This is a genomic window from Clostridium moutaii, from assembly GCF_041205085.1.
GTDB lineage: Bacteria > Bacillota > Clostridia > Clostridiales > Clostridiaceae > Clostridium_B > Clostridium_B moutaii.
In genome coordinates this window covers 1-25577 of the sequence record NZ_JBGEWD010000024.1, presented here as the reverse complement: position 1 = coordinate 25577, position 25577 = coordinate 1, and the positions used below count along the sequence as shown (strand labels likewise).

Below are 25577 nucleotides of genomic sequence, written 5' to 3'. Positions count from 1 at the left end.
TGTGGGCTACTTGTATCACTTATCCCTCTTGAAGGGAGGTGATACGATGAGTAATGTCATCTTAATGCTACTTTTCGAAGGAGGACTTTTCCTCATTTCACTGTTAACATTCATAGTATTACTTATTAAAGAAATAAAAAAATAGTAGCCCGACTCGCAATTGGAGACTACTATTTTTATTTAATAAACTTAGTAATACTAGTTGCCTAAGCAACTAGATTGTACACTACAGGATGTTTGCCACATTCTGTTTTTATTTTTACTACTATTCTTTATTTATATTATAACACAGATTATTATTTTAAATCATACTTTTTATAAATTTTTTACAACAATATTATTTGAATACGTCCTTTTAGCCAGCTCATATCAAGCTCGTTCACTAAAAATCCTCGTCATTTGTGATAAGATTCTACGAAATTGGATTTACTCTCTAGAATAACCAAAAATAGTATTAACTAAACTCATTCCAGCTGATGTTGCTGAAAACACCAATAATATACGAGTTCCCGCAGTTACAAAAATTGATAATCCATCAACTAAGCCACTGCTAATATCACTCTGGAATACTAATGCCCGTAACAGAATTTTCAAAGCCTATTTTTTTAATAATAATCTGAAACAATATAATCCGCCTAATAATTTAGAATATATAGCATTAGGATATATTTTACAATCAAATGAATCTACAAATTTAAATCCTGTGGTTTTTAAATTGTTAACTAATAAATTTAGAGCCGCAGTTGGATAATCAATGGTTAATACAAGTAAGCCATCTTTTTTTAACACTCTGTAAAACTCGTTGATAGATTCTTCTTTATCATCATTTGAAAGATGCTCAAGTACCGAAATGCAATAAACTTTATCAAATTTATTATCCTCATAGGGGAGATTTGTCAAACTGCTATTTGAAAGGTTTATTTTATTTATATATTTTTCAGCTTTTTTAACATCTTCTTCATCAAAATATTGACTAACTCTTGATAATATTTTATTTTTATCTAAAATATCAGTATCAATATCGCATGCATATACATTTTTGCATATGCTGGCTAAATAAAATTTGAAAGGATGAGGAACGCCGCAAGCCGCATCTAAACAGGTATCATTTTTTTCTAAAAAGTTTGATGCCCAGGCATATTCATAACATCTGCTCCACCAATCATTAGGAAATTTTAATAAGCATTCTGTTTTTTTCTCATCTGTAGTAACTATAAATCTTGAAGATTTTTTGTCTATAGTAGATTTTGTTTTAGAACTGTTTTTTCCAATATACATACTATACTTTTTGTATATGTCAGGATTTATTATAGATTTACGATATTCACGTATGAAAAAATCATTGTTTGGATAAATTCTACCTAATTCTTTTAATCCATATGCCCCATACTGTGATTTTAGTCCTAGATAATTTTTATTAAATGATTCAGACAAATTTTGAAGTTTGAATCTTTGAAATAATGTCTTATGATAAACATAAGATTTATGATAGATTTTAGGCAACCATTTTTTGCTGGTACCCATATAATAATTATATCCTAATAAAATACTATCATCTTCATAACCTTGAGTACCTGTTAAAAATCCAACGTCATATGCACATATTTCTTTTAATACACTTAATTTATGAATAACAGGATGTACAAATCCATTAGTAAATTTATCTTCTCCCATTGTGGACAAATATTTAATTTTATCTTCTAGAGTAGTGTTTTTATTTGGAAAAGCGTTATCTGAAAAATTAGTTATTATTGCTGGAGATATCATTGGTTCTTCAGATGAATCCAAATATTGTATTAATGGTTCTTGCCAATTAGGAGGAAAAATCATATCAATATGAGATTCTATAACATAATTAATATCAGAATAATTTTCTATAATATATCTAAATCCTATATATCTGGATAGTGTAATTCCTACATTTTCACTAATACCAATTATTTTATAGTTAAAGTTAAATTTTTTTAAAATTTCTTCTAGTTCTTTATTAGACAAGCATCCCTGATTAAAAATCAATATATTAACATCTTTAGAATAAGATAAACTTTTCAAACATTGGGATGCCATATTTATTTCCTCACCATAATTTTCTTTATTTATAAAAAATGGCATCACATAAATATCCATTACAACCGACCCCTTATCTATATAAATTCTAAATACATTATATGAAGTTGTAATAATTTTAGTTAACTATTATATACAATTAACTTTTAAGCATAAAGTATTTCACAATGAATTTATAGTATTAAATCATATCGATTTTTATCTATAGGCAAAATTGAAATTTATGAATAGTATATATATGAGAATAATTTAGTAAGTAATGATCCTATAATTATTATTTACGGTGAAATTATATAGGAGGAAAATTGATGGATGAGAATAGAAGAATTCTAATTGGAAGTCCTATAAGACAACCATGTGATATATTAGTTAACTTTATAAGCTTTTTGAAAAATATGATAAAGAAAGATATTTCAATAAATTATTTTTTTATAGATGATAATGATGATGCTAATTCAAGTAATTTGCTCAAAAATTTCTCTTTGGAGTCAAAGGATAAAGTTATAATTGAAGAAGGAGATAAAATAGGCAATTACATTCGTACGGAGAATATGCATTATTGGAAAGAAAGTTTAATCTGGAAAATAGCAGAATATAAAAATAGAATTATAGATTATGCTAAAAAAAATCATTATGATTATTTATTTTTAATAGATTCAGATATAATGCTGCATCCCAAAACATTATTAAGTTTAATCAATAGTAATAAAGATATAATATCTGAAATATTTTGGACTAGGTGGCAAAAAGATTCTGGTGAATTACCACAGGTTTGGATGTGTGACGAATATTCATTCGTTACTAAAGGAAGAAATGAAGTATTAACTCAAGATGAATTTAATAAAAAATATACGGACTTTATAGAAAAACTAAAAAAGCCAGGTATATATGAAGTAGGTGGTTTAGGAGCATGTACTTTGATAAGCAAAGAAGCTATTGACAAGGGAGTTAATTTTAGCAAGATTTACAATTTATCATTTTGGGGAGAAGATAGACATTTTTGCATAAGAGCAGCAGCTTTAGGTCTGAAATTGTATGTTGATACCACTTACCCGGCCTATCATATATATAGAAAAGATAATTTAAAAGAAGTAGAAAAATTTAAAAATAAATGTATGGATGATATTAACAATTCTTTGTATATAGATAATTTTGTAAGAGATTTTTTAAAAAATTTTTATTCCTCTGATTATAACAATATTAATAAATTCGAAGCAAATAAATATTTATGTTCTGCCTATGCAGATAAATTTAATAAGGACAAAAATAATATTGTAAAGTATGTATTAGGGAAAAAGCTTATTTATAATATAAATATACTCGATATTAATACTGATAAACTGAATATTAACGGAAACAAAATTAATATAATATGTAAATTTCAATTAGAAAATAAAAGTGTCACAGAAAATTCTACAAAAATTTTTATTTGTAATTTAGAATTAAATAAGCAATCTATGCTAGTAGAAAATATAAAGCTTATAAATAACGATAACAAACCTCTCTTTGGATACAATATTTTGGATTTATTAGAGGAACGGATAAGAATAAACAAAGATAAAAAAAATAAGATAACACTTGCCATGCTTATGAGAAATGAAAGTGGAAAATTTTTGGAAAGAGTTTTAACACACGCAGCTAAATATGTAGATAATGTTGTAATTTTGGATGATGCTAGTGAAGACAATTCGGTTGAGATATGCAAAAAAGTATTCGAAAATATGCCACTAACGTTAGTACAAAATGAAAAACATGGATTTAATAATGAAGTTATTTTAAGAAAACAATTGTGGGAAATAACAGTAAATACAAATCCAGACTGGATATTATTTTTAGATGCTGATGAAATTTTTGAAGATAGGATATGTAAAATTATTAGAGAATTAATTAATCAACCAGATTTTGATTATTATGCTTTTAGACTATATGATATGTGGAATGAAAGTCATTATAGAGAAGATTTTTATTGGAGATCACATAAATATTATAGACCGTTTTTAATAAGATATCAGCCTAATTTTAATTATAATTGGCAGGAAAAACCTCTGCATTGTGGAAGGATTCCTGAAAATATATTTAGCTTGCCTGGATGTATATGTTATATAAAATTAAAACATTTGGGTTGGTCAACCAAAGAACTAAGACAATCTAAATATATTAGATATTTAAAAGCAGATCCTCAAGGTAAATATGGAATTTTAGAACAATATAAATCTATCCTAGATAAAAATCCAAGGTTAATAAAGTGGGAATAACTTCTATAAAAATTTTAGTATTTTATATATGAAAGTAAATAGATCTTTCATCTCTTTATTACAAAAAAATTAATTATACAACATGTTAAGGGCACACTTAAAAACATGGCAAACGTACGAGTAACCAAACTGTAAAGATCACTGAAATTAAGGGGTCTATCAGATATGTTGTAACTACTGATGTCTGGGGTGTCAGAATGAAATAGCAAAAGCCATAAAAAATTTCATATAGCTCTACCAAGTCCTTTAGACAAAGGACTTGGTAGAAATAACACCATTTACTAGTATATAAACTGGCTTAGTACGAGGCAATAATGGAAGAATTTAAAAAGCATAGGGGTTGTTACGAAAGAGTGAAGAGAAAGGGAAAACCACAGTGGAAAAAAGATACTATAAGATATCTATTTTATTGGGGAGAGATCACTTTTAAAACATCCTAAATCTTCAGCAGATTTAATGTCATATTCATTAAGCAGAACAGCTATAATGTTCCTTTTCCCCTCACTCATTTATTCTCTTCTTTTTCCCATAATAAAACAGTTTCCTATGATATTTTGATTTTATCATAGAAAACTGTATTTTACAGACTTTTTTTCACAGACGGGGGTGCGGACATTTTCTTGAACCGGCTAAGCTGCAAATTCAAGGCTCTGTCTGTACTCCTTAGGACTCTTATTTTTAAAATATACTAATTCAGAGAAAAACGCAAATTATTCAAATTGTCATTTTAATCCTATTCTTTCGAAATACTTTCTATTATAAAGTATTTTTTTATTATTGGGTCTAAACTTACTAGCCATTTCATTGTGATCATAAGCTAATTTGTGGTTACCTAATCTATCATAGCAAACACACAACTGTAAATGCGGAAGCCACGTCCAACAGGCATCATTAAAAAATCCTAAACTATCTTTTGGTTTTTTTAGATCTGCGGCTGTTTCATACCAAAATATTGCTTGATTAATCTTGTTTTCTTGTAAAAAAGAAAAGCCAAGTCTACAACATGCTTCGGCCCTTGGAACGTCATATTCAAAACTTTTAAAGGCATATTTACGAGATTCCTCACCATTATTAATTGATTGATAATAATCACATATATTTCCGCAAACACAAATGTTATCTTCATACCATCCCTTTTTTGAATCTAAAAAACTATTATAATATTTTAAAGCTTCTTTGAACATTTCATGTCCATATAATTCATTTCCATAGTATAATATATCCCTAGGAGTAAACTCTATGCCTTCTTTTAATTTATTTTGAAAAATCTCAAGGTTACGATTAGGAGAATAGTTTATTTTTTTATGAGTTATACTAATTTCGCTGTTAATTATATTACCATATACCTCTAAGTACTCATGAACAAATCCAATCCATTTAAAATACCTTTCTCTTTTAACTAATCTGTTACGCCTATAGTTTGTGGTTATATTTCCGTATTCATCAAAGCCTATATTGTATTTCATTGTTACAGAGTCTATGGAGGTGTCTAAATTTTTCTTTAAGGATTTAAACTTTTTTATATCATCAGCAAGTAGTACATCATCAGCATCTAACCAGAAAATATAATCTTTAGTTGCCTTACTGAATGCAAAGTTTCTTGCAGCGGAAAAATCATCAATCCATTTAAAATCATATATATTATTAGTATATTCTTTTACTATATTTTTAGTATTGTCAGAAGAACCTGTATCTACTATTATAAATTCATCTATTATATCTTTTGCAGAATCTAAACATCTTCCTATAGTATCTTCTTCATTTTTCACTATCATACAAAGACTAACAGTTATCATATAATCACCTTCTTAAAATTTAGTACATTATATAATATGAAGACATAAAAAAAATGACACAGACTTTACAATACTAAAGAATGGGGATGTTTCAAAACTAATTACTTAGTTTTGAAACATCCCCATCGATTATATTATAATTTATCCTATAATATTCAATGCTTTAGTAGTAGCGGTAACGCTTGTAATGTTAGTAGAGCTAATAAGCGTAATTTGAATATCATAAGTGTGAGAACCAGCTGCAGGAGTTTCAGTCCAAGTTAAATTAGGAATTTCTGTGTGTGGTTCTGCAAGTGAAGTAGCAGTGCCTTCATTATTAACTGTTAATGAAGCGATAGCAACTGTATCCTCACGTAACTCATATAGAATTGAATAAGCATAAGGAGCTATTAGAGTCACTATTATATCCAATTCTGCTATAGAGTCTAGTTTTAATTCTTGTCCAGTTGTAGTTATTGTTTGAGAAAGAACTACAGTTGGAGTACCAGAAATTGGGTCAAGTGTACTATTTTCTGCAGAAGATAATATGCTCACTGGACCGGTAGGGCCTGTTGGTCCTGTGTCTCCTGTTGGGCCGGTTGGTCCCGTTTCTCCGGTTGGACCGGTTGCGCCTGTATCTCCTGTTGCACCGGTTGGTCCTGTGTCTCCTGTTGGACCTGTTGCGCCAGTATCTCCTGTTGCACCAGTTGGGCCTGTGTCTCCTGTTGGGCCTGTTGGACCAATATCTCCTGTAGGTCCGGTCGATCCAGTTTCTCCTGTTGGACCGGTTGGTCCGGTATCTCCTGTTGAACCGGTTGGGCCGGTATCTCCTGTTGCACCTGTTGAGCCTGTGTCTCCTGTCGCACCGGTTGGTCCTGTATCACCAGTTGGACCTGTTGCACCAGTTGGTCCGGTTGAGCCCGTTTCTCCGGTTGGACCGGTTGGGCCTGTATCTCCTGTCGCACCGGTTGCGCCAGTTTCTCCTGTTGGGCCAGTTGGGCCTGTATCTCCTGTTGCACCTGTTGAGCCTGTGTCTCCTGTTGATCCAGTTGGGCCGGTATCTCCTGTTGCACCTGTTGGTCCTGTGTCTCCTGTTGCACCGGTTGCGCCTGTGTCACCAGTTGGTCCGGTTGAGCCCGTTTCTCCGGTTGGACCGGTTGGGCCTGTATCTCCTGTCGCACCGGTTGCGCCAGTTTCTCCTGTTGGGCCAGTTGGGCCTGTATCTCCTGTTGCACCTGTTGAGCCTGTGTCTCCTGTTGATCCAGTTGGGCCGGTATCTCCTGTTGCACCTGTTGGTCCTGTGTCACCTGTTGCACCGGTTGGGCCGGTATCTCCTGTTGCACCGGTTGGACCAATATCTCCTGTTGCACCGGTTGGTCCGATATCTCCGGTTGGACCTGTTGGTCCTGTGTCTCCTGTTGCACCGGTTGCGCCTGTGTCACCAGTTGGTCCGGTTGAGCCCGTTTCTCCGGTTGGACCGGTTGGGCCTGTATCTCCTGTTGCGCCAGTTGGACCTGTGTCTCCTGTTGCACCGGTTGCGCCTGTGTCACCAGTTGGTCCGGTTGAGCCCGTTTCTCCGGTTGGACCGGTTGGGCCTGTATCTCCTGTTGCGCCAGTTGGACCTGTTTCTCCTGTTGGACCGGTGTCTCCTGTAGGTCCGGTTGGGCCGGTTGAGCCAGTTTCTCCGGTTGGACCGGTTGGTCCTGTATCTCCTGTTGATCCAGTTGGGCCGGTTTCTCCAGTCGCACCGGTTGAACCTGTGTCTCCTGTTGCACCGGTTGGACCAATATCTCCTGTTGGACCTGTTGGTCCTGCATCTCCTGTTGCACCGGTTGGACCGGTGTCTCCTGTTGGACCGGTTGGTCCGGTATCTCCTGTTGCACCTGTTGGTCCTGTGTCTCCTGTTGCACCGGTTGGCCCGGTGTCTCCTGTTGGACCTGTTGCGCCAGTTGGTCCTGTGTCTCCTGTTGATCCAGTTGGGCCGGTATCTCCTGTTGCACCGGTTGAGCCAGTTTCTCCTGTCGGGCCGGTTGGCCCGGTGTCACCCCAGTTGGTCCGGTCGCCAGTATCTCCTGTTGCACCGGTTGGACCGGTGTCTCCTGTAGGTCCGGTTGGGCCGGTTTCTCCTGTCGGGCCGGTCGATCCAGTGTCTCCTGTTGATCCAGTTGGGCCGGTATCTCCTGTTGCACCGGTTGAGCCAGTTTCTCCTGTCGGGCCGGGTGGCCCGGTGTCACCAGTTGGACCTGTTGCGCCAGTATCTCCTGTTGCACCGGTTGGACCGGTGTCTCCTGTAGGTCCGGTTGGGCCGGTTTCTCCTGTCGGGCCGGTCGATCCAGTTTCTCCTGTTGATCCAGTTGGGCCTGTATCTCCTGTCGGGCCTGTTAAGCCTGTATCTCCTATTGCACCGGTTGGTCCTGTATCTCCTGTTGCACCGGTTGGACCAATATCTCCTGTTGGGCCGGTTGGTCCTGTGCCTCCTGTTGCACCGGTTGGCCCGGTGTCACCAGTTGGACCTGTTGCGCCAGTATCTCCTGTTGCACCGGTTGGTCCTGTATCTCCTGTTGGACCGGTTGGACCAATATCTCCTGTTGGGCCGGTTGGTCCTGTGCCTCCTGTTGCACCGGTTGGCCCGGTGTCACCAGTTGGACCTGTTGCGCCAGTATCTCCTGTTGCACCGGTTGGTCCTGTATCTCCTGTTGGACCGGTTGGACCAATATCTCCTGTTGGGCCGGTTGGTCCTGTGTCTCCTGTTGAGCCTGTTGGCCCGATATCTCCTGTTGCGCCAGTATCTCCTGTTGCACCGGTTGGTCCTGTGTCTCCTGTTGGGCCTGTTGGACCAATATCTCCTGTTGGGCCGGTCGATCCAGTTTCTCCGGTTGGACCGGTTGGTCCTGTATCTCCTGTTGCACCGGTTGGTCCTGTATCTCCTGTTGATCCAGTTGCACCGGTTGCGCCAGTTTCTCCTGTTGCACCGGTTGGGCCTGTGTCTCCTGTCGCACCGGTTGGTCCTGTATCTCCGGTTGGTCCAGTTGGACCAGTAATGCCTGTAGGAACTACTGCAGTATATTCAATATTTAAAAATGGAATTTGGTTTGGAGCAAACCACTCTTTGGAAAAATAGCCTATTATAGAATCAATAACATTTTCTATTCCAACTAAAGTGATTCCATTATTTGGTATTAAGCCATTAAACCAGCTAGCTACTATATTAGTTATATCAATACTTATAAAATTACCAACATCGGCATCTGTTACATTTACAGAATAGATTGTTGGGTCCAATCCAGGTGCATTATTCCACGTAACCGTATTTTGGAAAAAATCACTTGTGTTTGTAAATACACTAACAGTTTGTGGTGACAATATTACATCTGGTAGATCTTTCCTAAAAACGAATAATTCTAGCGAGGTTTGCAATATACTACTTCCTGGAGGAATAGCAGACAAATCAAATTTTAATAAACTTCTGAATACATCATTTGCTTGAACAAATAGCCCTGTAAATAAAAGGCTTGAGCTTCCAAAATTTGTAGTAGGATTCAATTGAGATATATATGCATCATCACTAGGATTAACTTGTATAAATGGCATAAATTCATCTCCTCTTTTTATTTTCTTTTGTCATTATGCTGTTCTACAAATATGCTATTACAATATATGTTTTTGTACTAAAATTGGATACAAGGAAAAAGCACTAATAATTAACTATAAATTTTAATTAATATTAGTGTTTAATTTATTTTCGGCATATATTTTGATTTTTAGGTTGCTTTTAATTTAATGGATCATTCAAATTCTTCATAAATTTCTTTGAAAATACTGTATTTTCCATAGCTTGTTTCATTAATTCAATTAGCTATTCTTCTGTTACATCCAGTGACCTTGGAATATATCTCTGAGGTGACATTATTGTATCTTTATATAGACTAAATCTTATTCCTTCCCTGCTTTTAGCTTTTGCAAATATCTTTTCAATGCAGTAGATATACTCTTCATCAGATATTTTCTCCTGGCTGAATATCTAGCAGTATTTAATATCCTTTATTATTTTTCTTGTCATACTACTCCCCCCTCATTAAAACTGAAAAAACCTCAATCACTGCAAAAGAGCAATTAAGTCTTTTTAGCTTGTCATTTTCAGGCATAAAAATAACAGTATATTCTCTAATGCTACCAATGATGCTGATTTCATTCACGTAATTAATTTACTTCAGGATTTTAAAGAATGGAGCATAGAAGATAAGAAAGAACTGTTATATTATCTTAAAAACAAGAAAGTTATCAGAGATACTAAAGACAATATATAGACTTGAATAAAAATGACACTATCATCACTGTATCCTATTTTTTGCAGTGACGATAGTACCGATATTTTTTGTTATTAAAGATTGGATGAAAAATAGAAAAACTTATTTCTGGCAAGTGTGAAATTTTTTAATACTCTCTTCAAATTCAAACCTTTTAAGTTTATAATAATTTTTCTGGGATATATTAATTCCATACTCTGGAGAAATCTTTTGTCCTGGTTTGTTGTATGCTCTATCAACAAAGACTTCATCAGGATCTTTCCGAATTTTCGAATTACCTTAACTATATATTACGCTTATTTTCTGTGTAAGATAAATTTCTGTTGTGGATAATCAAACTCACAACCTAACTTATATTCGATAAAGTCAATCTTTTTATACAATGCACGTGGAGCATTTCCTTTTTCATCATTTTCTCGAAAAGTCGTAACAACTACATCACAATTGTCAGGTAATTCAGCCAGCATTAAATCTATCATTTTAGTTGCAATACCATTTCTCCTATAGTTGGGATGAACAGCCATACAACTATGAACTATTTTTAATTCTCCATTATTTACACTTGTGACGCAAGTTAAGAATATTGTTTATTAAATAAAGCTATATATCATTAAGGTTAATTTCGGCATGTAGCCTATTTTTATACATTATAATTTTCCCTATATATTTTTAGTTAATATTAATTCATTTATATTATTACTTAACATAAGTAACAGTATTTCCTGTTCTCTTAAGAGGTACCATCTCTGGCATTTGAGAGTATCCAAGTGCAAGTCCCCCACAAATTGTTTCGTTTTCACTTAGGCCCAGTTTCATCATATATGCACGAATATATTTATTATCATCCAGCCAGTGAAGCTGATTTATCCAACAAGAACCTATATTCAAAGACACTGCTGCCAGCATCATGTTTTCCAAAGCAACTGAACAGTCTGCCATAGCGTTGCCATATTCTTTTTGATTTGCAGCCACAATTAATGTAGGAGCATTGTATGTGAAATCATAGCCACCTTTTTTTGATGCTAAAATTGAATTCTTTAGACTTCTGTAGGTATCTTCTTTAATCTCCATTTTGACAAATTCTTTTTCTATCATCGATTTTAGTTCTTGCAAAGTTTCTCTATTCTGTATTACGATAAAATGACTTGTTTGATTATTTCCACCACTTGGAGCAAAACGCCCAGCTTCAATTATTAGAGAAAGCTTTTCATCTGGAATCTGCTCTTTTTTATATTTACGTATACTTCTTCGTTTACTAATGACCTCTAATACTTGATTTTCCATAAGATCAACCTCCAATATTCAGAATCAACTTAATTAACTTTATAGCTATTTCATCTTTATTTACTATTACACATTAACTTATAAATAGATTATATCATCTTGTACAATGTCTTACTATTTAACTGCAATTTATTTCTTAAATAATTTTTGTTTATGTGTACAATGGCGTAGATAAAGATAAAATTATCACAACAGCTGATTACCAGTCATTAATGAAGAAAATAGCAAAGTTGGAAGAGGAGGACGAGATATTAAAAAAAGCTATGTCCATATTTGCAAAGAAAATTTGAGTACATTATACAAGTTTATTAAAGATAACAAAGATAATTATAGTGTTAAATTAATGTGTAATATCTTTGGTATTCCTAGAAGCTCTTTTTATAAGAATTTCAAAAGAACAGAAAGTATAATGCACTAATTCTTAATTGTCCCTTTTTTCCTCCCAGAGTCGTATGCTTTCTTCATGACTCACTTCTTTGTGTATTTGATGCAGCCATCCATAGATAGCCGAAAGCGTCACTAAACGTAGCATTTGGCACTCCATAATCAGGCATTTCAGTCACTGATTGTACCTCTGTGCGGCCCGCGTTAATCGCCTTTGAAAATGTTTCTTTAATATCAAGGACTGATATGTTAAACCAAATTGTATTAGGTTTATCTGTGTCTGGTGCTTTCAACCCGAATTTTGGGTTTTCATCCAACATGTGAAAGCGTACTCCGTATAGGGTAAAAACGGCTTCGTTTTCACCTTTGGGAAAATTTGAAACCTCAACACGTTTGAAATTGCTATACTTAAAGACCTCTTAAAAAAAACAAACCGACAATAAAGGATAGAGTTCAAGTAGCAAAGCAATATATCAATGAAGGCTATAAGGCTGTCATAGTTCTTAAATTTGCTAACCTAAGTAAATCTACATATTACTATCATATTTCAATAGAAAATAATGTTAAAATAAAATCTAAGAATGCCGGAAGGCCTATTGTAGGCTACTCCTTAACTACTGACAGCAGAATCCATTCAAGTCTAAGATATAAGACACCCAATGAATTTTATGCTCAAAACCTTGGTAAAGAAAGTGAAAGTATGGCCATTCATTTATAATTAATTTTCAAATACTGAGATATTCATAGTTAATGGGCGATTTTGTCCAAACTAAGGGGTCCAATCCGGTATTTGTAAAACGAACTGGTGACAATTTAATTTCGACTACTGATTTTTTTATTTTAGACAAAGAAGAAAAAGTGCAGACTCAATATCCATACTATAAAAATTATTTTAATCTACTAATTTTATTCCTAGTTTTTCATAAAACTCGGAGTCTATATTATGGCTAATTGTAAGTTTATTATCTTTTCTAAATTTTATTACATACTGCTTCATCCCCTGCCCATATATGCCATCTAAATTTCCAGGATAATAACCTTTTTCTTTCATTTTTCTTTGCATCTCTAAAACATCTGCCCCTCTATCTCCAGGTTTTAGAGTTACTAATCCTTTCTCAAAAGGACCATATGGTCCAGCATATATGCATACTATCATTCCTAAGTTTACATACTCATATAACTCTTCGACATCTTTATTTTGCATTCTAATGCATCCATGAGAAGCTTCATCTCCAATTGAGTCGGGTCTATTTGTTCCATGAATTCCAAATATTCCCCAAGGTACATTTAATCCAATCCACCTTGTGCCAAAACCTCCACTCCATTTCCTCATACTGGTAACTTTCCATGTACCTACTGGAGACGGTGTTTCTGCCTTACCACTAGCTATAGTATATTTTTTTAAAATTATATTTTTCTCTGTATCTATCAAATAAAGTCTCTCTTCACTAATGTCTACTAATATAGAAATATTTTTATTTGAATTAATTTTTGAAACTGATTTTACAGGATATTCACTTATATTAAATATAAAAATAATTACGACTACAAAAATAATTTTCTCTATAAACCTTTTTCTTTTCAATAATTGCACCTCACTTTATCAAAGCTATTTAATAATGCTGCTAAATTAATTGACCTCTATTTGCCAAATATTTGACTCGCATTAACTGTCACTTTAGTGCAAAACAACAATATAGAAGTTATAATGAATGTAATAATAATGTTATGTAATATAGTATTGAATTTTTTCATTTTTATCCTCCATATAATAATTCAACTCATATATAATTCTAAAATTCACATTGATAATAATTTTATTATATATTGTAATAAGAAAACTTATACTAGGCATTTAATACCAAATTCATCTAATGTTAAGTAATAATTATAGATATACAAGTTCATAATCATTTATTTATGAACTTGTATATCTATAAATAGTAACTTCGAGCAAATCTCTTTAACCCGATCATATCAACAAAAATGGACGAGCAATATCCTGGAGGAGAAAGTCCTATAAAGTTTTAGAATAGGATTAAAGAATCATATAATAAACTCTGTAATAGAATCATTAATGGTGAAATTTGTCCAAATGTAATGCTTGTTATCCATGATGAAATGATAAATATTATCTATATAAATTGTTAGAATTTTGTGGTTACATTTTTATACTGTCATCATAATTATTTCGTAAAAAAAGCCAAACGACAATCAATGCTCCAGATGCAACCATTCCACAAATGAATAATACTTGATTCATGCCGAGCATAAAGCTAGACTGTACAGAGTGTAATAATTCTGATGATCGTATTTTATGTGCTATGGAAATTCCGGGAGTGACACCTTTTTCAACTAGTGATATAACCTGAGCAGGCAAGCCATTAAGGTTAACATTTGCTTTATATACTGATGTCAATATAGTGCCAAGTGTTGCAACGCCAAATGTGCTGCCGATTTGTTGGATTGCTTTGATAACAGATGAACCAATTCCACTCTGGTTAGGCGACAAATCTACAAGTGCCGTACTCATTGTGATTGGCAAAATAGCACCGATACCAATACCTGCCAGCGCTGTCCACGTTGCTACCCAACTGTAGGCGGTTCCAATTACAGTGTTCCAACCCATCAATCCCGATAAAATTAACAGAATGAAGCCAAAGGTAAATATTAACTTTTTATTGATATGAATTCTGTTAACAATGATTGATCCTAACGTGATACCAAGAATAAGCGGCAACAATTTAAAGCCCGATTGCTGGGTATCACTGCCTTCGATGTTTTGAAAATATTGTGGTAAGATGTAAAGAAACCCAAACATGATATAACTGATCACCATCATAAAAATATTGCTTAGTGAAAATGAGCGTGAATTGAACAGAGACAGATCAATTAACGGTTTCTTGCTATGAAGTTCCCATAATACAAATGATATGAGCAAAATTGCACCAATAATAATTGAATACCAAACAAGATTATTAGACCAAGACTTTTCACCAGCATGGATAACACCATAGGTAATACTTGTTAAACCAAGACTTGAAGTGGCAATGCCAAGTATATCAAACATCTGTTGCTGAGAACTCTTAGATTCGGTCATTAAAATAATAACGGCAATCAAGGCGATTATGACAATTGGAACATTTATCAGAAAAACTGATCCCCACCAAAAGTTATTGAGTAACCAACCACCAATTATTGGGCCAATTGGCATACTCAATGTATTTGCAATTACCCAAATTGCAGTTGCTTTTGGTTGTTCTGACTTTATAAATAATACAGGAATAATGGACATTGTTGTTGGAATCAATGTTGCGGCACCAACGGCAAGTGTACACCGATAAATAATCAACATCGTCGGTGACGTTGCGTAAGCACACAACAGAGATGAAATACCGAAAATTCCCAAAGACAGAATGAGCATTTTTTTACGCCCAAAATGATCCCCAAGCATACCAGCAGGTAACAATACAGCTGCAAACACCAAGTTGTACGAATCAACAAACCATTGTAATTGACTGTTAGTCGCAGCTAATTTTGTGGCTAAAGTTGGTAAAGCAAGATTTAAAACCGTCGAATCGATACCTACTGTTAATGTACTTAAGGCTAGGACAAATATAATTAACCATTTACGCATATTCCTTGTTTTCATAATCCACCTCCATAAATTTAACCAAACGTTTGTTTAACTAAATAAGTAAATAAAAAATGGTGTTATTTACACCACAATTTAATTGTCATATCAGCAAGTTCGTTAATGTATTCATCATAATTATCATTAAATAATGATTCGCCAAAAATTGAGCTTGTCGTGAAATTATAAGTATACTGTAGAATCCCTAACCGAAGGTTAAATGTTTTTAACTGCGGCTTAATTTTTAGATTGTTTAAATATGACACAAATGTATCAATGAGCTTCTGTGTCGTATCGTTGATGAACTTATATTCTGATTTATCAAGTAAATTACGTTCGCGAATGACAAGAGGAATCACACTTTCATCATCGGCGAATATTGTGTGAATATTTTTTCCGTATATTACCAAGGCATCCTTCAATGGCATATGATCTTGAAATTTTTTAATGACTGTCTGTATCTGACTCATACTTTTTTTATGGCCAGACTCGACAACTGCCTTAAATATTTCTAATTTCCCATTTGGAAAGTAATGATACGTTAATGCTTCAGATAGTCCAACCTCTTTGTTGATATTACGCATTGATGTAGCATGATAACCATTCTTTAGAAACAACTTTTTTGAAATGTTTAAAATTTGTTCACGACGTTCAGCTGCTTGAACATCACGGCTTGTCATTTTACTGGTATCCACTATTCAATCAAACCTCCTGACAATATATTAACTAAACGATTGGTTAATTAAATTATATTATACTTTTTAAATTCATGCAACTGTTTTTTATCTGTGATGAAGAAATCCAGATAGAAATAATGTATATATTTTAGATGGGGTAATACCAGCGAACGTGTCATCAATGGCAAGGTAAAAATAAAAAAAGCAATAAAGCCTTTTTAATTGATAAACAATAATAGAACACATTGTGTACTAACTAAAATATTAGTTGCATATTATATGGTTTGTCTTCTTTTCTGGCTTACCTATGTTATTATATACATTTCTGAAATATTCCTCAATCTTTTTTTATATTACTCATTATACCATTTATCAAAAGACTAATTAATTAGAAGATACAACCTTTAACCCTACTATTCCAACCACTATAAATCCAATAAAAACTAGCCTAGTTATATCAATAGATTCTTTAAATAGTACTATTCCTAAAGTTACAGTACCGACTGTACCAATTCCAGTCCAAATTGCATATGCTGTACCCAAGGGAATACTCTTTAATGCTAACGATAAAAAATGGAAACTTGCTATCATACCCATTATTGTAAACATACTTGGTATAGGTTTCATAAATCCTTGAGAATACTTTAACCCTATAGCCCACCCCATTTCAAATAGACCTGCAACAATCAATATTAACCATTTCATAATTTTCACTCTCCTTGCAACATTTAAACGGATTTTTGGAATGTCAACATAAAATTAGACAACTTTTTAAGGTTATTTAACCTGGGGTAGAAGGATCATCTGAACCAGTGGCAAAGTAGGAAGCACCATATTAGTACATTTACTTTTCAGTACATGATACGCGACTACTCCTTTTACCATTAAATAAAATTTATTCGCGATAAATAGGACATGTTGCACATCTAAATGAACCATCTAAACGGGCATGCCATGTAAAATCTAATGGAATGATATTGAATCCCCTGCTTCTAAGCTTTTGCTGAAGTCCTTTATGTCTTTTTTGCACAATAATAGTTTTAGAATCAAGCATAAGAATATTGGTTCCAAGTTCTGATCTCGTTTTATCATCAACCTCAATAAAATTATATGTGTTTAGTGGATACGGTAAAGGATATTGGAGAGAGTTTGGATGTATAATACCTTGTTTTTCACCAATGAGGGTCATGCAACAATCCAAATGAAGAATGCCCTCGTTTTTTAAATACACTGGAATCACCTTGAACTCTTGTTCAACCTGATTCTTCAGCCAATGTAATCCTTTTTCATTACTAGCATATTTTCCAATACCTACATACACATATGGGTAATCTACAATAATATCTCCGCCTTCAAGAAATGAGTCTTCGTTCAAATTACCTGATGCTCTAAATTTTTGAAAATCTGAAAGTATATTTGAAAATCCACGTAATTCTTTCCGGCGCATTTCAATCTGGAGATTTCCAGCAATAATATGATTACCTATACAAAAAACAGGATCACGTGAGAACATCTGACCAAGTCCTGCAGTCTCGTCATTTTTACAAAAAACCTCCTCGGGATGTATAACCTGAATATCGTGAGATGTTAAAACTTCATTTAAATTTTTTAACTCATTTTGATACTTTTTCACAATAAAATCAGGAACTTTTTTCCTTTTTAATATGGGATAAATAAATCTGGTAAGAAACTTTTTCCACCATGGACTCTCATCTTCCATTTCGATTTCATGACTTCCAGGAAAATAAAGAGTTGGTACAATACCAAGAACAACCTTTTTCAATTTTCCATACTCATTTTCAATGCAAACTTTGTTTATCATTTTTTATGCTCCCTTCTATCTGATGCACCTATTCCATTCCAAAATACCTTCCAAACTGATTTTCCAATATTAAAAAATTCTTTAACTGAATAATAATGAATTTGCAGCATAACTCCATCTGCCGTACACATAAAAGCTTTCAGTAAATCTTCAGCATTGTTATCAGTTTTTAACTCTCCATAAGATAATCCTTTATTTATTATTCCAAGAATTAAGGAATAAAGTTCTTCTTCATATGAGTTTAACTTCTGATGCAGAACATCTTTTAATTCTTCGGGAGGGAAAAACATATTTCTCTTAAAAAAATTAAATTCTATATCCTTATTTTTTTCTGTAGGATATAAACTTATATGACAAAAAACAGCATAAAGTTTTTGCTCTATTGTTTTCATGCTTTTAAGTTGTTTTGATAAAATTTTTAACTCTTCTTTATTATTTTTAATGCAGTCGTTGACTATACTGAAAAAAATATCTTCTTTGCCTTTAAAGTGAGCATAAAGCGATGCTTTTTTTATACCTACATTGTTAGCAATTAATTGCATTGATGTTTTTTCATAACCATGAACAGCAAAAAGTTTCATAGCTTCTAATTTTATTTTATCAATTGTCATATTAATTCCTCCAAACATAACTGACCTACCGTTCGGTAGAACAATGTTAATTATAACTCATAGTTAATTAGATGTAAAGTAAGATTGTGTTGTAAAAACTTAAAATTTTGAGATATGTACTAATCAGGGATAATACCAGCAGCCGTGTTGTTAGAGCCAAAAAGGCATATCAATGGTTGATATGCCTTTTAAGAAATTTACTAGTTATTATGTATTTGTTAAATACAATAAAATCATTTTATATATTCGGTAACTAAGTCCGTAAAAAGTATACCTTCTAAATGATCTATTTCATGACAGAAACATTTTGCCAAATCTCCTGTACCTTTTAATATAATTTTATCTCCATTTTCGTTTAATGCTTGTACTGTTACTTTTGCAGGTCTCTTTAATTTTCCTACTACATTAGGAATACTTAAACATCCCTCTATAACTTCTTGTTCTCCTTCCTGCTTGATTATCTCCGGATTGATTAATTTTATAAGTCCCTGTCCCATATCTATTACAACTAATCTCTTTAATATACCTACTTGCGGAGCTGCTAATCCTGCACCATTTTCTGTATTATACAGGGTATCTCCCATATCTTTTAAAATTTGTCTTATTTTATCATCTACTATTTCAACTCTTCTGCTTTTTTTTCTTAGTATTTCATCATCAGAAAGTCTAATTTGTCTTAATGCCATTTAAACAACACCTCTGCTTTGTTGTGCTCTCGATTTTCTTTCACTTTCTTCAAAAATAAAAATATCCTCTATGGATTTATGAAAAACTTTAGAAATATCATAAGCTAACCATATGGAAGGTTCATATTTTTCTGTTTCTATAGAATTAATGGCTTGTCTCGATACCCCTATAAGTTCTCCTAATTGCTCTTGAGTTAATCCAAATGTTTCTCTAAATTTCTTTAATCGATTTTTCATAAATTATCACCTCTGTAATGTTTACCTTACATGATAAATATAACATTCTTTAATATTGATGTCAAGTTAACCTTACTTAATAAATAAGCTTATGATATTTCTAAATAATAGTTCGCTATAGATTACCATTGTGTCAAGTTGAAGTCTATAACATTGATTTGAATGTGTCAGCAAATAATAAAAACAACTCTAGATTGACATGAATTTAAGTGTTAAGTTGATGTCAATTTAGAGTATACTTTAATCTGACACACTAATTATTAATTGTATTGGTATTTATGAGAAAGTCAAAATTTTGGAGAAAATGTGCCTGGAACCCCTGTTACAAGGTCGAATATCTTTGCACGAAGTACAAGGATTAAATGGTTATTATGCCTTTATCCTTTACATTTTGCAAAAATCACCAATACCCAATAGTTTTGAAGCGTTTTGTATCAAATATAAGCTTCACTTTTTGACCGCCTTTACAATTCTGCGGAGTGAGCCGTCAAAAGAAAGACGAAAAAACTCCACTGTTAACCCTTCCATTGCGAAAATTTCGCCATATTTTTTTGTATGTGATTTGTCGGTAATGATCACTGTTCCATTCGGTTTCAAAACTCTCGCTATTTCCTGGCAGGCTTTCTCTCGTCCATCTTTGGTAGGGATGTTGTGAATACAAAGGTTGGAAAGAACCACGTCAAAGGTATCATTGGGAAAGGACATACTTCGCACATCCTCATTTCTTACTTCAACTTTTTCAAGGACCCCCTCAAGCTCGGCATTTCTCATGGTATTTTGATAAGTATTGCTGTGCATATCTCCTGAATTCCAAATATCAATGCCGATGCTCTTTCCCAGAGTCAATTTTTTGGCAGCACCAATCATTAAAAGGCCCCGTCCAGTGCCGATATCAAGGACTTTTTCATTTCCTTTCCAATCAATCATGGAAATCATCTTGTTCCTACGGTGTAGTTTGCCGAGCTTAATGTAATAAAGATATGAACCACAAACAAGAATCATTAAAAAACCGCAAAGCATAAGAACAAAGGCCACGATCTTCAGGTTGAGACTGGGAAAAGTGATTAAAGTAACTCCCCCACCAAAGCAAACTACTCCCACAAAACAAACAATGGTGACGCCGAAAGGCGAACCATCAAAACCATAATTCGGTTTGGATTTCAGTACGCTATTTGTCATAATTCCCTCCTTTATTTCGAATAACTTCTTGACAAGATACGGAGTGTATCTTATATTTATTAATATACACTTTTTGAATATAAAATACAATATGTATCTTATATTTTTTCAAACAAATTGTATACTATTTCTTACAGAAATACAGACAGAGGAGATGTATATCCATGAACGAGAAAATCGTAAATACACGAAAGCGGGGAGATACGTTAATCGAAAGTATTTATGACGCAGCTGTAAAGCTCATAAAAGAAGTCGGCTATGCAAATCTCACTTTTCAGCAGATTGCAAAGGCAGCGAAAACCAGCCGCAGTGTGTTGTACCGCCGGTGGGCAAACATGTTTGACTTACTTATGGAAATAGTTGATGACAGATCATCTAAAGCACTTGGCGGTCAATTAATCGACAGAATAAAAAATACCGGAACTTTACGGGGAGATCTGTTAAATTTACTTACAATCTACCAGAGTATCTACGCAGAAATTGGGCCGGAAATTTTGAGTGCAGTTTTATTTGAAATAGGGCAAGGTAATAGTAAAGTACCCGAAGCTGAGGTAGACGCAGAAGCAAAAAATATCCTGGTTATGCGAAAGTTACTGAAAAATGCAAAGTCAAGAGGAGAAAAGATAAAAGAGGTTAGCGACATAACACTGACCTTACCGTTTAACCTTATTCGTATGGAAAATCTTATGTATAAAAATGTTGATTCGAACCAGATTGCATTATTTGTCGATGAAATACTGCTTCCTGTTTTTACAGTGTAATAAGCAATCTTACGCCAATTATTGTTATTAGTAGGTATAATTATCCATGCTCTAGTAAATGGTCCGACTTTCATATTAGTTGCATTAGGTATCATGAGGTAACCCAAGAATATTTTCTGTTTTCAGGAAAAGGGACGCACCCTTGTACCACTTTCCGCCAGTTACATGATTGAACATTTGCAATATTCTCATACTTTATTGTGATAATGCCATCACCCTGCCACGTATGCCGGTATTATCCCTTATTATGCAAATTCTATAGAAATATACAAACAATACTTTTGATTTCCTATTTCAAATATCATAGTGCCCATTACAAAAGGTAGGATTTTTGTGATACTATAATTCTGTGTCCCGAAAGTACCTATTTTATATTTTGTGATATCACAAAATTAATGAGGGTATCTTTGTGAAAAATACGATATAATTTATCTATAAAAATCTTATAAAGGAGATATTAATCAATGTCTAAAATAGATTATATCCGAGTATATACAATAGATCAAAACACGGACAGGCAAGAAATAGCATTATCCGAGTTAGGAATCAAAAAACTTTTCATTGAAAAAGTCTCAGGTAAAAATACTGAAAGATCACAATTTAAAAAATATTGTTCATTAAGTTTACTGTAGATTATGCTTAATTTCTATGTTTCTTTTGTGTAGGATATCTTCTTGAATATACAATAAAGATATTCATAATCTCAATCTCACCATGAATAATAAATATAATAAAACAGGTAATCCTATTGCAGATAATATTGTGATTGCAACACGCACTTTTTTCTCATCTCGTAATATAAACAATAAAAACTTATACCCTAAAATACCAACTAATCCACCCAAACAATTTAAAATTATGTCATCAATGTCTGATGCTCCAATGCCTAAAAACCCCTGAATGATTTCGATAAATAGACTCACTATGAATATAAATAGCAGATTGGTTATTACTCTTTTATTGTTTTTGAATAATGACAAATATGTACCAAGAGGAATAAAGATAACTATATTGCCAGCCACATTACCAAAAGCGAATTTTTTTATAGTAGCAGAGCTGCTAAATATATATCCCTTTATACTATAAAAAGGAATGAGATTGATTGACCTATCTAAAGCCCTTTGACCATTAAACAGATCCAAAAGCGAAATTCGTGATAATAACAATAATTTAATTAAAAAAAGTATGTAACAAATGAAAACTCCATATAAAAAGGCTGTTTCAATTCTCTCTCTTTTATTCATAATACCTCCATTTTCATTTCATCCCTGCTTATTCTCTGACGTTCAATTTATAAATAATCGGTAGTTCACATTTTTTACCTATTATGCATTAATTATATAGATAGATTATATCATTATAATACAATGTACTGCATCCTTAAAATATTAAAAAAACAAAACTGCCTACCCCTTTAGTATCTAAAAATATCTGTTCTTTATATTCGGGTTGTTCCTGAATTTGAAATATTCCTCAATTTCCTGAAGTACTTCCTTGTTTATTTTTGATTTCTCCTTCAGCAGTTCAATATCTTTTAGTGTCTTAATAATTCTCATATTACCATCCTCCAAATATAAAATAAAGCATTCATTGACTCTACATCAACAAATGCTTTTCTTTTTTATAATATATATTTGAAAGAAGAGATAATACTAACTATAGAATTAAAACATCATGCATGTTATAATTTATTGGTACAATCAAATAGGTTGCATGTGGGCTACTGGTATCACACATCCCTGTTGAAGGGAGGTGATACAATGAGTAATGACATCTTAATGTTACTTTTCGAAGGAGGACTTTTCCTCATTTCACTGTTAACATTTGTAATATTACTTATTAAAGAAATAAAAAAATAGTAGCCCCCTGCGCAAGTGGATACTACTATTTTTTATTGAAAATTTAGTGATGCCAGTTGCCTAAGCAACTAGATTGTATACTACAGGATGTTAGCAGCATCCTGTTTTTATTTTCTCTCTTTGTATTTATATTATAACACAGATTATTATTTTAAATCATATTTTCTATAAAATTATACTGAAAATTATATTTTCCAAGCTATTTTAAGTATAAAATATTACTATAAATAATATATTTTATAAAATTTTTTATTAATATTAACTTCAAGCAAATCTCTTTAGCCAGCTCATATCAACCCATTACACAAATTCATCGCCTTTCACATATCAAGGCATAGCTGAAAGTTCCTATTCCAGTTCTTCCAGAATAAATATCCAATTAGCAGCATTTTAATCATTATTACTGGATCAATAGATTTACGGCCAGTGTTTGAATAAAAAGGTGATGCAATATCATAAATGAAATCAAAATTTATTAAGCTATCTATCTGCTTCAAAATATGTTTTTCAGGGATTATACTGTCATAATCTAAAATGACAATTTGCATCTGAGCACTATTTCCTGATTTTACTGTAGTTACACTACTAATAGAATCGTCATTAGAATTCAATTTAAATGTTGAATCTGCATTTATTATATTATTTCCATTATAAGATGCCGCTAACTGTAAATTGATGGTTTCATTTCCTAAATTTTTAGTATCATTTACTGCCGCCTTAAGTGATTGATACCTAGATAACTGCGAAGCACTTACAAAAGCAGTCCCAAACAGTAAAATACCCCCCAATACCAGACCGGTTACATTTTTCTTTATTTATTTTACAAATTATCTATTTCAATGAAATTAATTTTTATTATCAGATTTCTACGTTAAAAATTTATTAACTTATATTTAAAATAATAGTAACAATTTTAATAAGTAATTTTAATCAAATTTTAATTAAAAAACAGCATTATAAATGTATATTAACAGAACTTATTTATTGATAAAAAAAACTATCGATTTGGCGCTTGTATAAATACTTTTTTTAAATAGAATAGGAGATGTTAGCTCATGTTCATTCAAACTCATATATTAATAGCCAAGTATATTAACAAGGTTATCCAAAAAATTTTCAATATTACAATAAGTTCTAATAGTTTTAGATATGGGAGCATTAAGCCAGATATAGATCCTAGAATGTTATCAATACCACATTATAAAAATGATTCATTTGATATAATAATGAAAATGATAGTTTCTTTACAAAAATATAATTTGCCGCTTCACGATAAGGAGTTAAAAATTTTTTCTGCAAAACTTGGAGTAATTAATCATTATCTAACTGATTTTTTCTGTTTTCCTCATAATGATGCAAAAGCACGCCATCTTGTACCTCATTTAATTTATGAAAATAAACTTGCTCAAGAATTTTATAAGATTAATTTAGATAAAATTTGCACCAAAACAATAAGCTCAATTACAAAATCTTCTAATATAAAAATGAAAGAATATATAGAAATGAGACATATTGAATATATGAACAGCAAACCCAGCATAAATAAAGATATTTTTTACTCTGTAGAAATTTGTACTACTGTATCCTATATGATCGTATACAATTGCCTAAACAACATTTCTACAGAAGAATTCATAGCACTATAAGAAATGTCGCCAAAACTCTTGACAAAACAAAGCTAAAATAATAATAGATGATAAATTTAATTTTTGCCCATCATAAGGAATATCAATAACTGATTACATAATGATATAATATACTTATTATTTAATTTATAAAATATAAATCATTACAACAACATAACGAATATTTTTTGTACAAATTATTTACAAATAATAAATAAGAGTATAAATAATATTAGAATTTCATCTAAACGATAAAAAAGACAATATCAATTTTATAGATAAATTTATGAGTTTATCTATAAAATAAAAACAGAAGAGGAGACCTGTTTTTATGAATTTAGCATTTTATTTATTAACAATATGCACAGGTGTTTATGTTAACATAAAAATAGGTCAAACGCTCATTGAAAAATA

The 25577-nt window shown here is 32.6% G+C and carries 23 protein-coding genes; 5 read left to right on the top strand and 18 right to left on the bottom strand.

Going from position 1 to position 25577, the window contains the following annotated elements; genetic code table 11:
• Window positions 1-597: 597 nt before the first annotated feature.
• Window positions 598-2127 carry a methyltransferase domain-containing protein gene (locus tag AB8U03_RS16515; protein WP_369705652.1) on the bottom strand — a complete coding sequence of 510 codons (1530 nt, stop codon included), beginning with the start codon at window positions 2125-2127 and terminating at the stop codon, window positions 598-600.
• Between the two features lie 248 nt (window positions 2128-2375).
• Here AB8U03_RS16515 and AB8U03_RS16510 point away from each other — a divergent pair, with 248 nt between their 5' ends.
• Window positions 2376-4322 carry a glycosyltransferase family 2 protein gene (locus AB8U03_RS16510; RefSeq protein ID WP_369705651.1) on the top strand — a complete coding sequence of 649 codons (1947 nt, stop codon included), beginning with the start codon at window positions 2376-2378 and terminating at the stop codon, window positions 4320-4322.
• A gap of 722 nt (window positions 4323-5044) precedes the next feature.
• Here AB8U03_RS16510 and AB8U03_RS16505 read toward each other — a convergent pair.
• The 4 genes from AB8U03_RS16505 to AB8U03_RS16470 all read right to left on the bottom strand — a co-directional run bounded on the left by AB8U03_RS16505 (window position 5045) and on the right by AB8U03_RS16470 (window position 11688).
• The gene (locus AB8U03_RS16505; RefSeq protein ID WP_369705650.1) at window positions 5045-6118 is read right to left on the bottom strand and encodes a glycosyltransferase; all 1074 of its coding nucleotides are present in this window, start codon (window positions 6116-6118) and stop codon (window positions 5045-5047) included.
• Between the two features lie 141 nt (window positions 6119-6259).
• Window positions 6260-9688, bottom strand: coding sequence for a DNRLRE domain-containing protein (locus AB8U03_RS18090; protein ID WP_455423800.1), 3429 nt, complete (start codon window positions 9686-9688; stop codon window positions 6260-6262).
• Window positions 9689-10700: 1012 nt separating this feature from the next.
• A complete protein-coding gene (locus AB8U03_RS16475) occupies window positions 10701-10943 on the bottom strand; it encodes a GNAT family N-acetyltransferase (protein WP_369705662.1) in 243 nt (80 codons plus the stop codon).
• Window positions 10944-11100: 157 nt separating this feature from the next.
• Window positions 11101-11688, bottom strand: coding sequence for a nitroreductase family protein (locus AB8U03_RS16470; protein WP_369705649.1), 588 nt, complete (start codon window positions 11686-11688; stop codon window positions 11101-11103).
• A gap of 155 nt (window positions 11689-11843) precedes the next feature.
• Between AB8U03_RS16470 and AB8U03_RS16465 the strand changes: the two genes are divergently transcribed.
• On the top strand, window positions 11844-11978 hold the full coding sequence (locus AB8U03_RS16465; protein ID WP_369705648.1) for a hypothetical protein: 135 nt from the start codon (window positions 11844-11846) through the stop codon (window positions 11976-11978).
• A gap of 171 nt (window positions 11979-12149) precedes the next feature.
• Here the strand turns inward: AB8U03_RS16465 and AB8U03_RS16460 are convergent, their stop codons facing one another.
• The 10 genes from AB8U03_RS16460 to AB8U03_RS16415 form a co-directional block, all read right to left on the bottom strand.
• The gene (locus AB8U03_RS16460; protein ID WP_369705647.1) at window positions 12150-12392 is read right to left on the bottom strand and encodes a VOC family protein; all 243 of its coding nucleotides are present in this window, start codon (window positions 12390-12392) and stop codon (window positions 12150-12152) included.
• 572 nt (window positions 12393-12964) lie between these two features.
• Entirely contained in the window at window positions 12965-13657 is a 693-nt protein-coding gene (locus tag AB8U03_RS16455; protein ID WP_369705646.1) for a L,D-transpeptidase family protein, read from the bottom strand.
• Window positions 13658-14233: 576 nt separating this feature from the next.
• Entirely contained in the window at window positions 14234-15724 is a 1491-nt protein-coding gene (locus tag AB8U03_RS16450) for a DHA2 family efflux MFS transporter permease subunit (RefSeq protein ID WP_369705645.1), read from the bottom strand.
• A gap of 62 nt (window positions 15725-15786) precedes the next feature.
• Window positions 15787-16401 (bottom strand): TetR/AcrR family transcriptional regulator, encoded by a 615-nt coding sequence (locus tag AB8U03_RS16445; RefSeq protein WP_369705644.1) that lies wholly within the window; start codon window positions 16399-16401, stop codon window positions 15787-15789.
• A gap of 366 nt (window positions 16402-16767) precedes the next feature.
• The gene (locus tag AB8U03_RS16440; protein ID WP_369705643.1) at window positions 16768-17088 is read right to left on the bottom strand and encodes a DMT family transporter; all 321 of its coding nucleotides are present in this window, start codon (window positions 17086-17088) and stop codon (window positions 16768-16770) included.
• Window positions 17089-17278: 190 nt separating this feature from the next.
• A complete protein-coding gene (locus tag AB8U03_RS16435; RefSeq protein ID WP_369705642.1) occupies window positions 17279-18205 on the bottom strand; it encodes a dimethylarginine dimethylaminohydrolase family protein in 927 nt (308 codons plus the stop codon).
• Complete coding sequence (locus AB8U03_RS16430; protein WP_369705641.1) at window positions 18202-18816, bottom strand: TetR/AcrR family transcriptional regulator; 615 nt, start codon at window positions 18814-18816, stop codon at window positions 18202-18204. Before AB8U03_RS16430 ends, AB8U03_RS16435 begins: the two co-directional genes overlap by 4 nt.
• Before the next feature lie 233 nt (window positions 18817-19049).
• Entirely contained in the window at window positions 19050-19502 is a 453-nt protein-coding gene (gene def / locus AB8U03_RS16425) for a peptide deformylase (protein WP_369705640.1), read from the bottom strand.
• Complete coding sequence (locus AB8U03_RS16420; protein ID WP_369705639.1) at window positions 19503-19739, bottom strand: helix-turn-helix transcriptional regulator; 237 nt, start codon at window positions 19737-19739, stop codon at window positions 19503-19505. It abuts the gene before it with no gap.
• Between the two features lie 447 nt (window positions 19740-20186).
• A complete protein-coding gene (locus AB8U03_RS16415; RefSeq protein ID WP_369705638.1) occupies window positions 20187-20918 on the bottom strand; it encodes a class I SAM-dependent methyltransferase in 732 nt (243 codons plus the stop codon).
• Between the two features lie 164 nt (window positions 20919-21082).
• On the opposite strand from AB8U03_RS16415, the gene AB8U03_RS16410 reads away from it, so the two are divergent.
• Both AB8U03_RS16410 and AB8U03_RS16405 read left to right on the top strand, forming a co-directional pair.
• Entirely contained in the window at window positions 21083-21679 is a 597-nt protein-coding gene (locus tag AB8U03_RS16410) for a TetR/AcrR family transcriptional regulator (RefSeq protein WP_369705637.1), read from the top strand.
• A 464-nt stretch (window positions 21680-22143) separates the two neighbouring features.
• Entirely contained in the window at window positions 22144-22311 is a 168-nt protein-coding gene (locus AB8U03_RS16405; protein ID WP_369705636.1) for a recombinase family protein, read from the top strand.
• Window positions 22312-22374: 63 nt separating this feature from the next.
• Here the strand turns inward: AB8U03_RS16405 and AB8U03_RS16400 are convergent, their stop codons facing one another.
• The 3 genes from AB8U03_RS16400 to AB8U03_RS16390 form a co-directional block, all read right to left on the bottom strand.
• The gene (locus AB8U03_RS16400) at window positions 22375-22923 is read right to left on the bottom strand and encodes a VanZ family protein (RefSeq protein WP_369705635.1); all 549 of its coding nucleotides are present in this window, start codon (window positions 22921-22923) and stop codon (window positions 22375-22377) included.
• 177 nt (window positions 22924-23100) lie between these two features.
• Window positions 23101-23235 (bottom strand): hypothetical protein, encoded by a 135-nt coding sequence (locus AB8U03_RS16395; RefSeq protein WP_369705634.1) that lies wholly within the window; start codon window positions 23233-23235, stop codon window positions 23101-23103.
• 623 nt (window positions 23236-23858) lie between these two features.
• A complete protein-coding gene (locus AB8U03_RS16390; RefSeq protein ID WP_369705633.1) occupies window positions 23859-24326 on the bottom strand; it encodes a hypothetical protein in 468 nt (155 codons plus the stop codon).
• A 267-nt stretch (window positions 24327-24593) separates the two neighbouring features.
• Between AB8U03_RS16390 and AB8U03_RS16385 the strand changes: the two genes are divergently transcribed.
• Window positions 24594-25184, top strand: a complete 591-nt coding sequence (locus tag AB8U03_RS16385) for a zinc dependent phospholipase C family protein (protein ID WP_369705632.1) — start codon at window positions 24594-24596, stop codon at window positions 25182-25184.
• The last annotated feature ends 393 nt before the right edge of the window (window positions 25185-25577 follow it).

Excerpts from the sequence above, each read along its gene's own strand:
- def (WP_369705640.1), bottom strand. The coding sequence starts at position 19,502 with ATGGCATTAAGACAAATTAGACTTTCTGATGATGAAATACTAAGAAAA.
- AB8U03_RS16410 (WP_369705637.1), top strand. The coding sequence starts at position 21,083 with ATGAACGAGAAAATCGTAAATACACGAAAGCGGGGAGATACGTTAATC.
- AB8U03_RS16470 (WP_369705649.1), bottom strand. The coding sequence starts at position 11,688 with ATGGAAAATCAAGTATTAGAGGTCATTAGTAAACGAAGAAGTATACGT.
- AB8U03_RS16400 (WP_369705635.1), bottom strand. The coding sequence starts at position 22,923 with ATGAATAAAAGAGAGAGAATTGAAACAGCCTTTTTATATGGAGTTTTC.
- AB8U03_RS16430 (WP_369705641.1), bottom strand. The coding sequence starts at position 18,816 with ATGACAATTGATAAAATAAAATTAGAAGCTATGAAACTTTTTGCTGTT.
- AB8U03_RS16450 (WP_369705645.1), bottom strand. The coding sequence starts at position 15,724 with ATGAAAACAAGGAATATGCGTAAATGGTTAATTATATTTGTCCTAGCC.
- AB8U03_RS16405 (WP_369705636.1), top strand. The coding sequence starts at position 22,144 with ATGTCTAAAATAGATTATATCCGAGTATATACAATAGATCAAAACACG.
- AB8U03_RS16395 (WP_369705634.1), bottom strand. The coding sequence starts at position 23,235 with ATGAGAATTATTAAGACACTAAAAGATATTGAACTGCTGAAGGAGAAA.
- AB8U03_RS16435 (WP_369705642.1), bottom strand. The coding sequence starts at position 18,205 with ATGATAAACAAAGTTTGCATTGAAAATGAGTATGGAAAATTGAAAAAG.
- AB8U03_RS16510 (WP_369705651.1), top strand. The coding sequence starts at position 2,376 with ATGGATGAGAATAGAAGAATTCTAATTGGAAGTCCTATAAGACAACCA.
- AB8U03_RS16440 (WP_369705643.1), bottom strand. The coding sequence starts at position 17,088 with ATGAAATGGTTAATATTGATTGTTGCAGGTCTATTTGAAATGGGGTGG.
- AB8U03_RS16515 (WP_369705652.1), bottom strand. The coding sequence starts at position 2,127 with ATGGATATTTATGTGATGCCATTTTTTATAAATAAAGAAAATTATGGT.
- AB8U03_RS18090 (WP_455423800.1), bottom strand. The coding sequence starts at position 9,688 with ATGCCATTTATACAAGTTAATCCTAGTGATGATGCATATATATCTCAA.
- AB8U03_RS16420 (WP_369705639.1), bottom strand. The coding sequence starts at position 19,739 with ATGAAAAATCGATTAAAGAAATTTAGAGAAACATTTGGATTAACTCAA.
- AB8U03_RS16415 (WP_369705638.1), bottom strand. The coding sequence starts at position 20,918 with ATGACAAATAGCGTACTGAAATCCAAACCGAATTATGGTTTTGATGGT.
- AB8U03_RS16505 (WP_369705650.1), bottom strand. The coding sequence starts at position 6,118 with ATGATAACTGTTAGTCTTTGTATGATAGTGAAAAATGAAGAAGATACT.
- AB8U03_RS16385 (WP_369705632.1), top strand. The coding sequence starts at position 24,594 with ATGTTCATTCAAACTCATATATTAATAGCCAAGTATATTAACAAGGTT.
- AB8U03_RS16460 (WP_369705647.1), bottom strand. The coding sequence starts at position 12,392 with ATGTTGGATGAAAACCCAAAATTCGGGTTGAAAGCACCAGACACAGAT.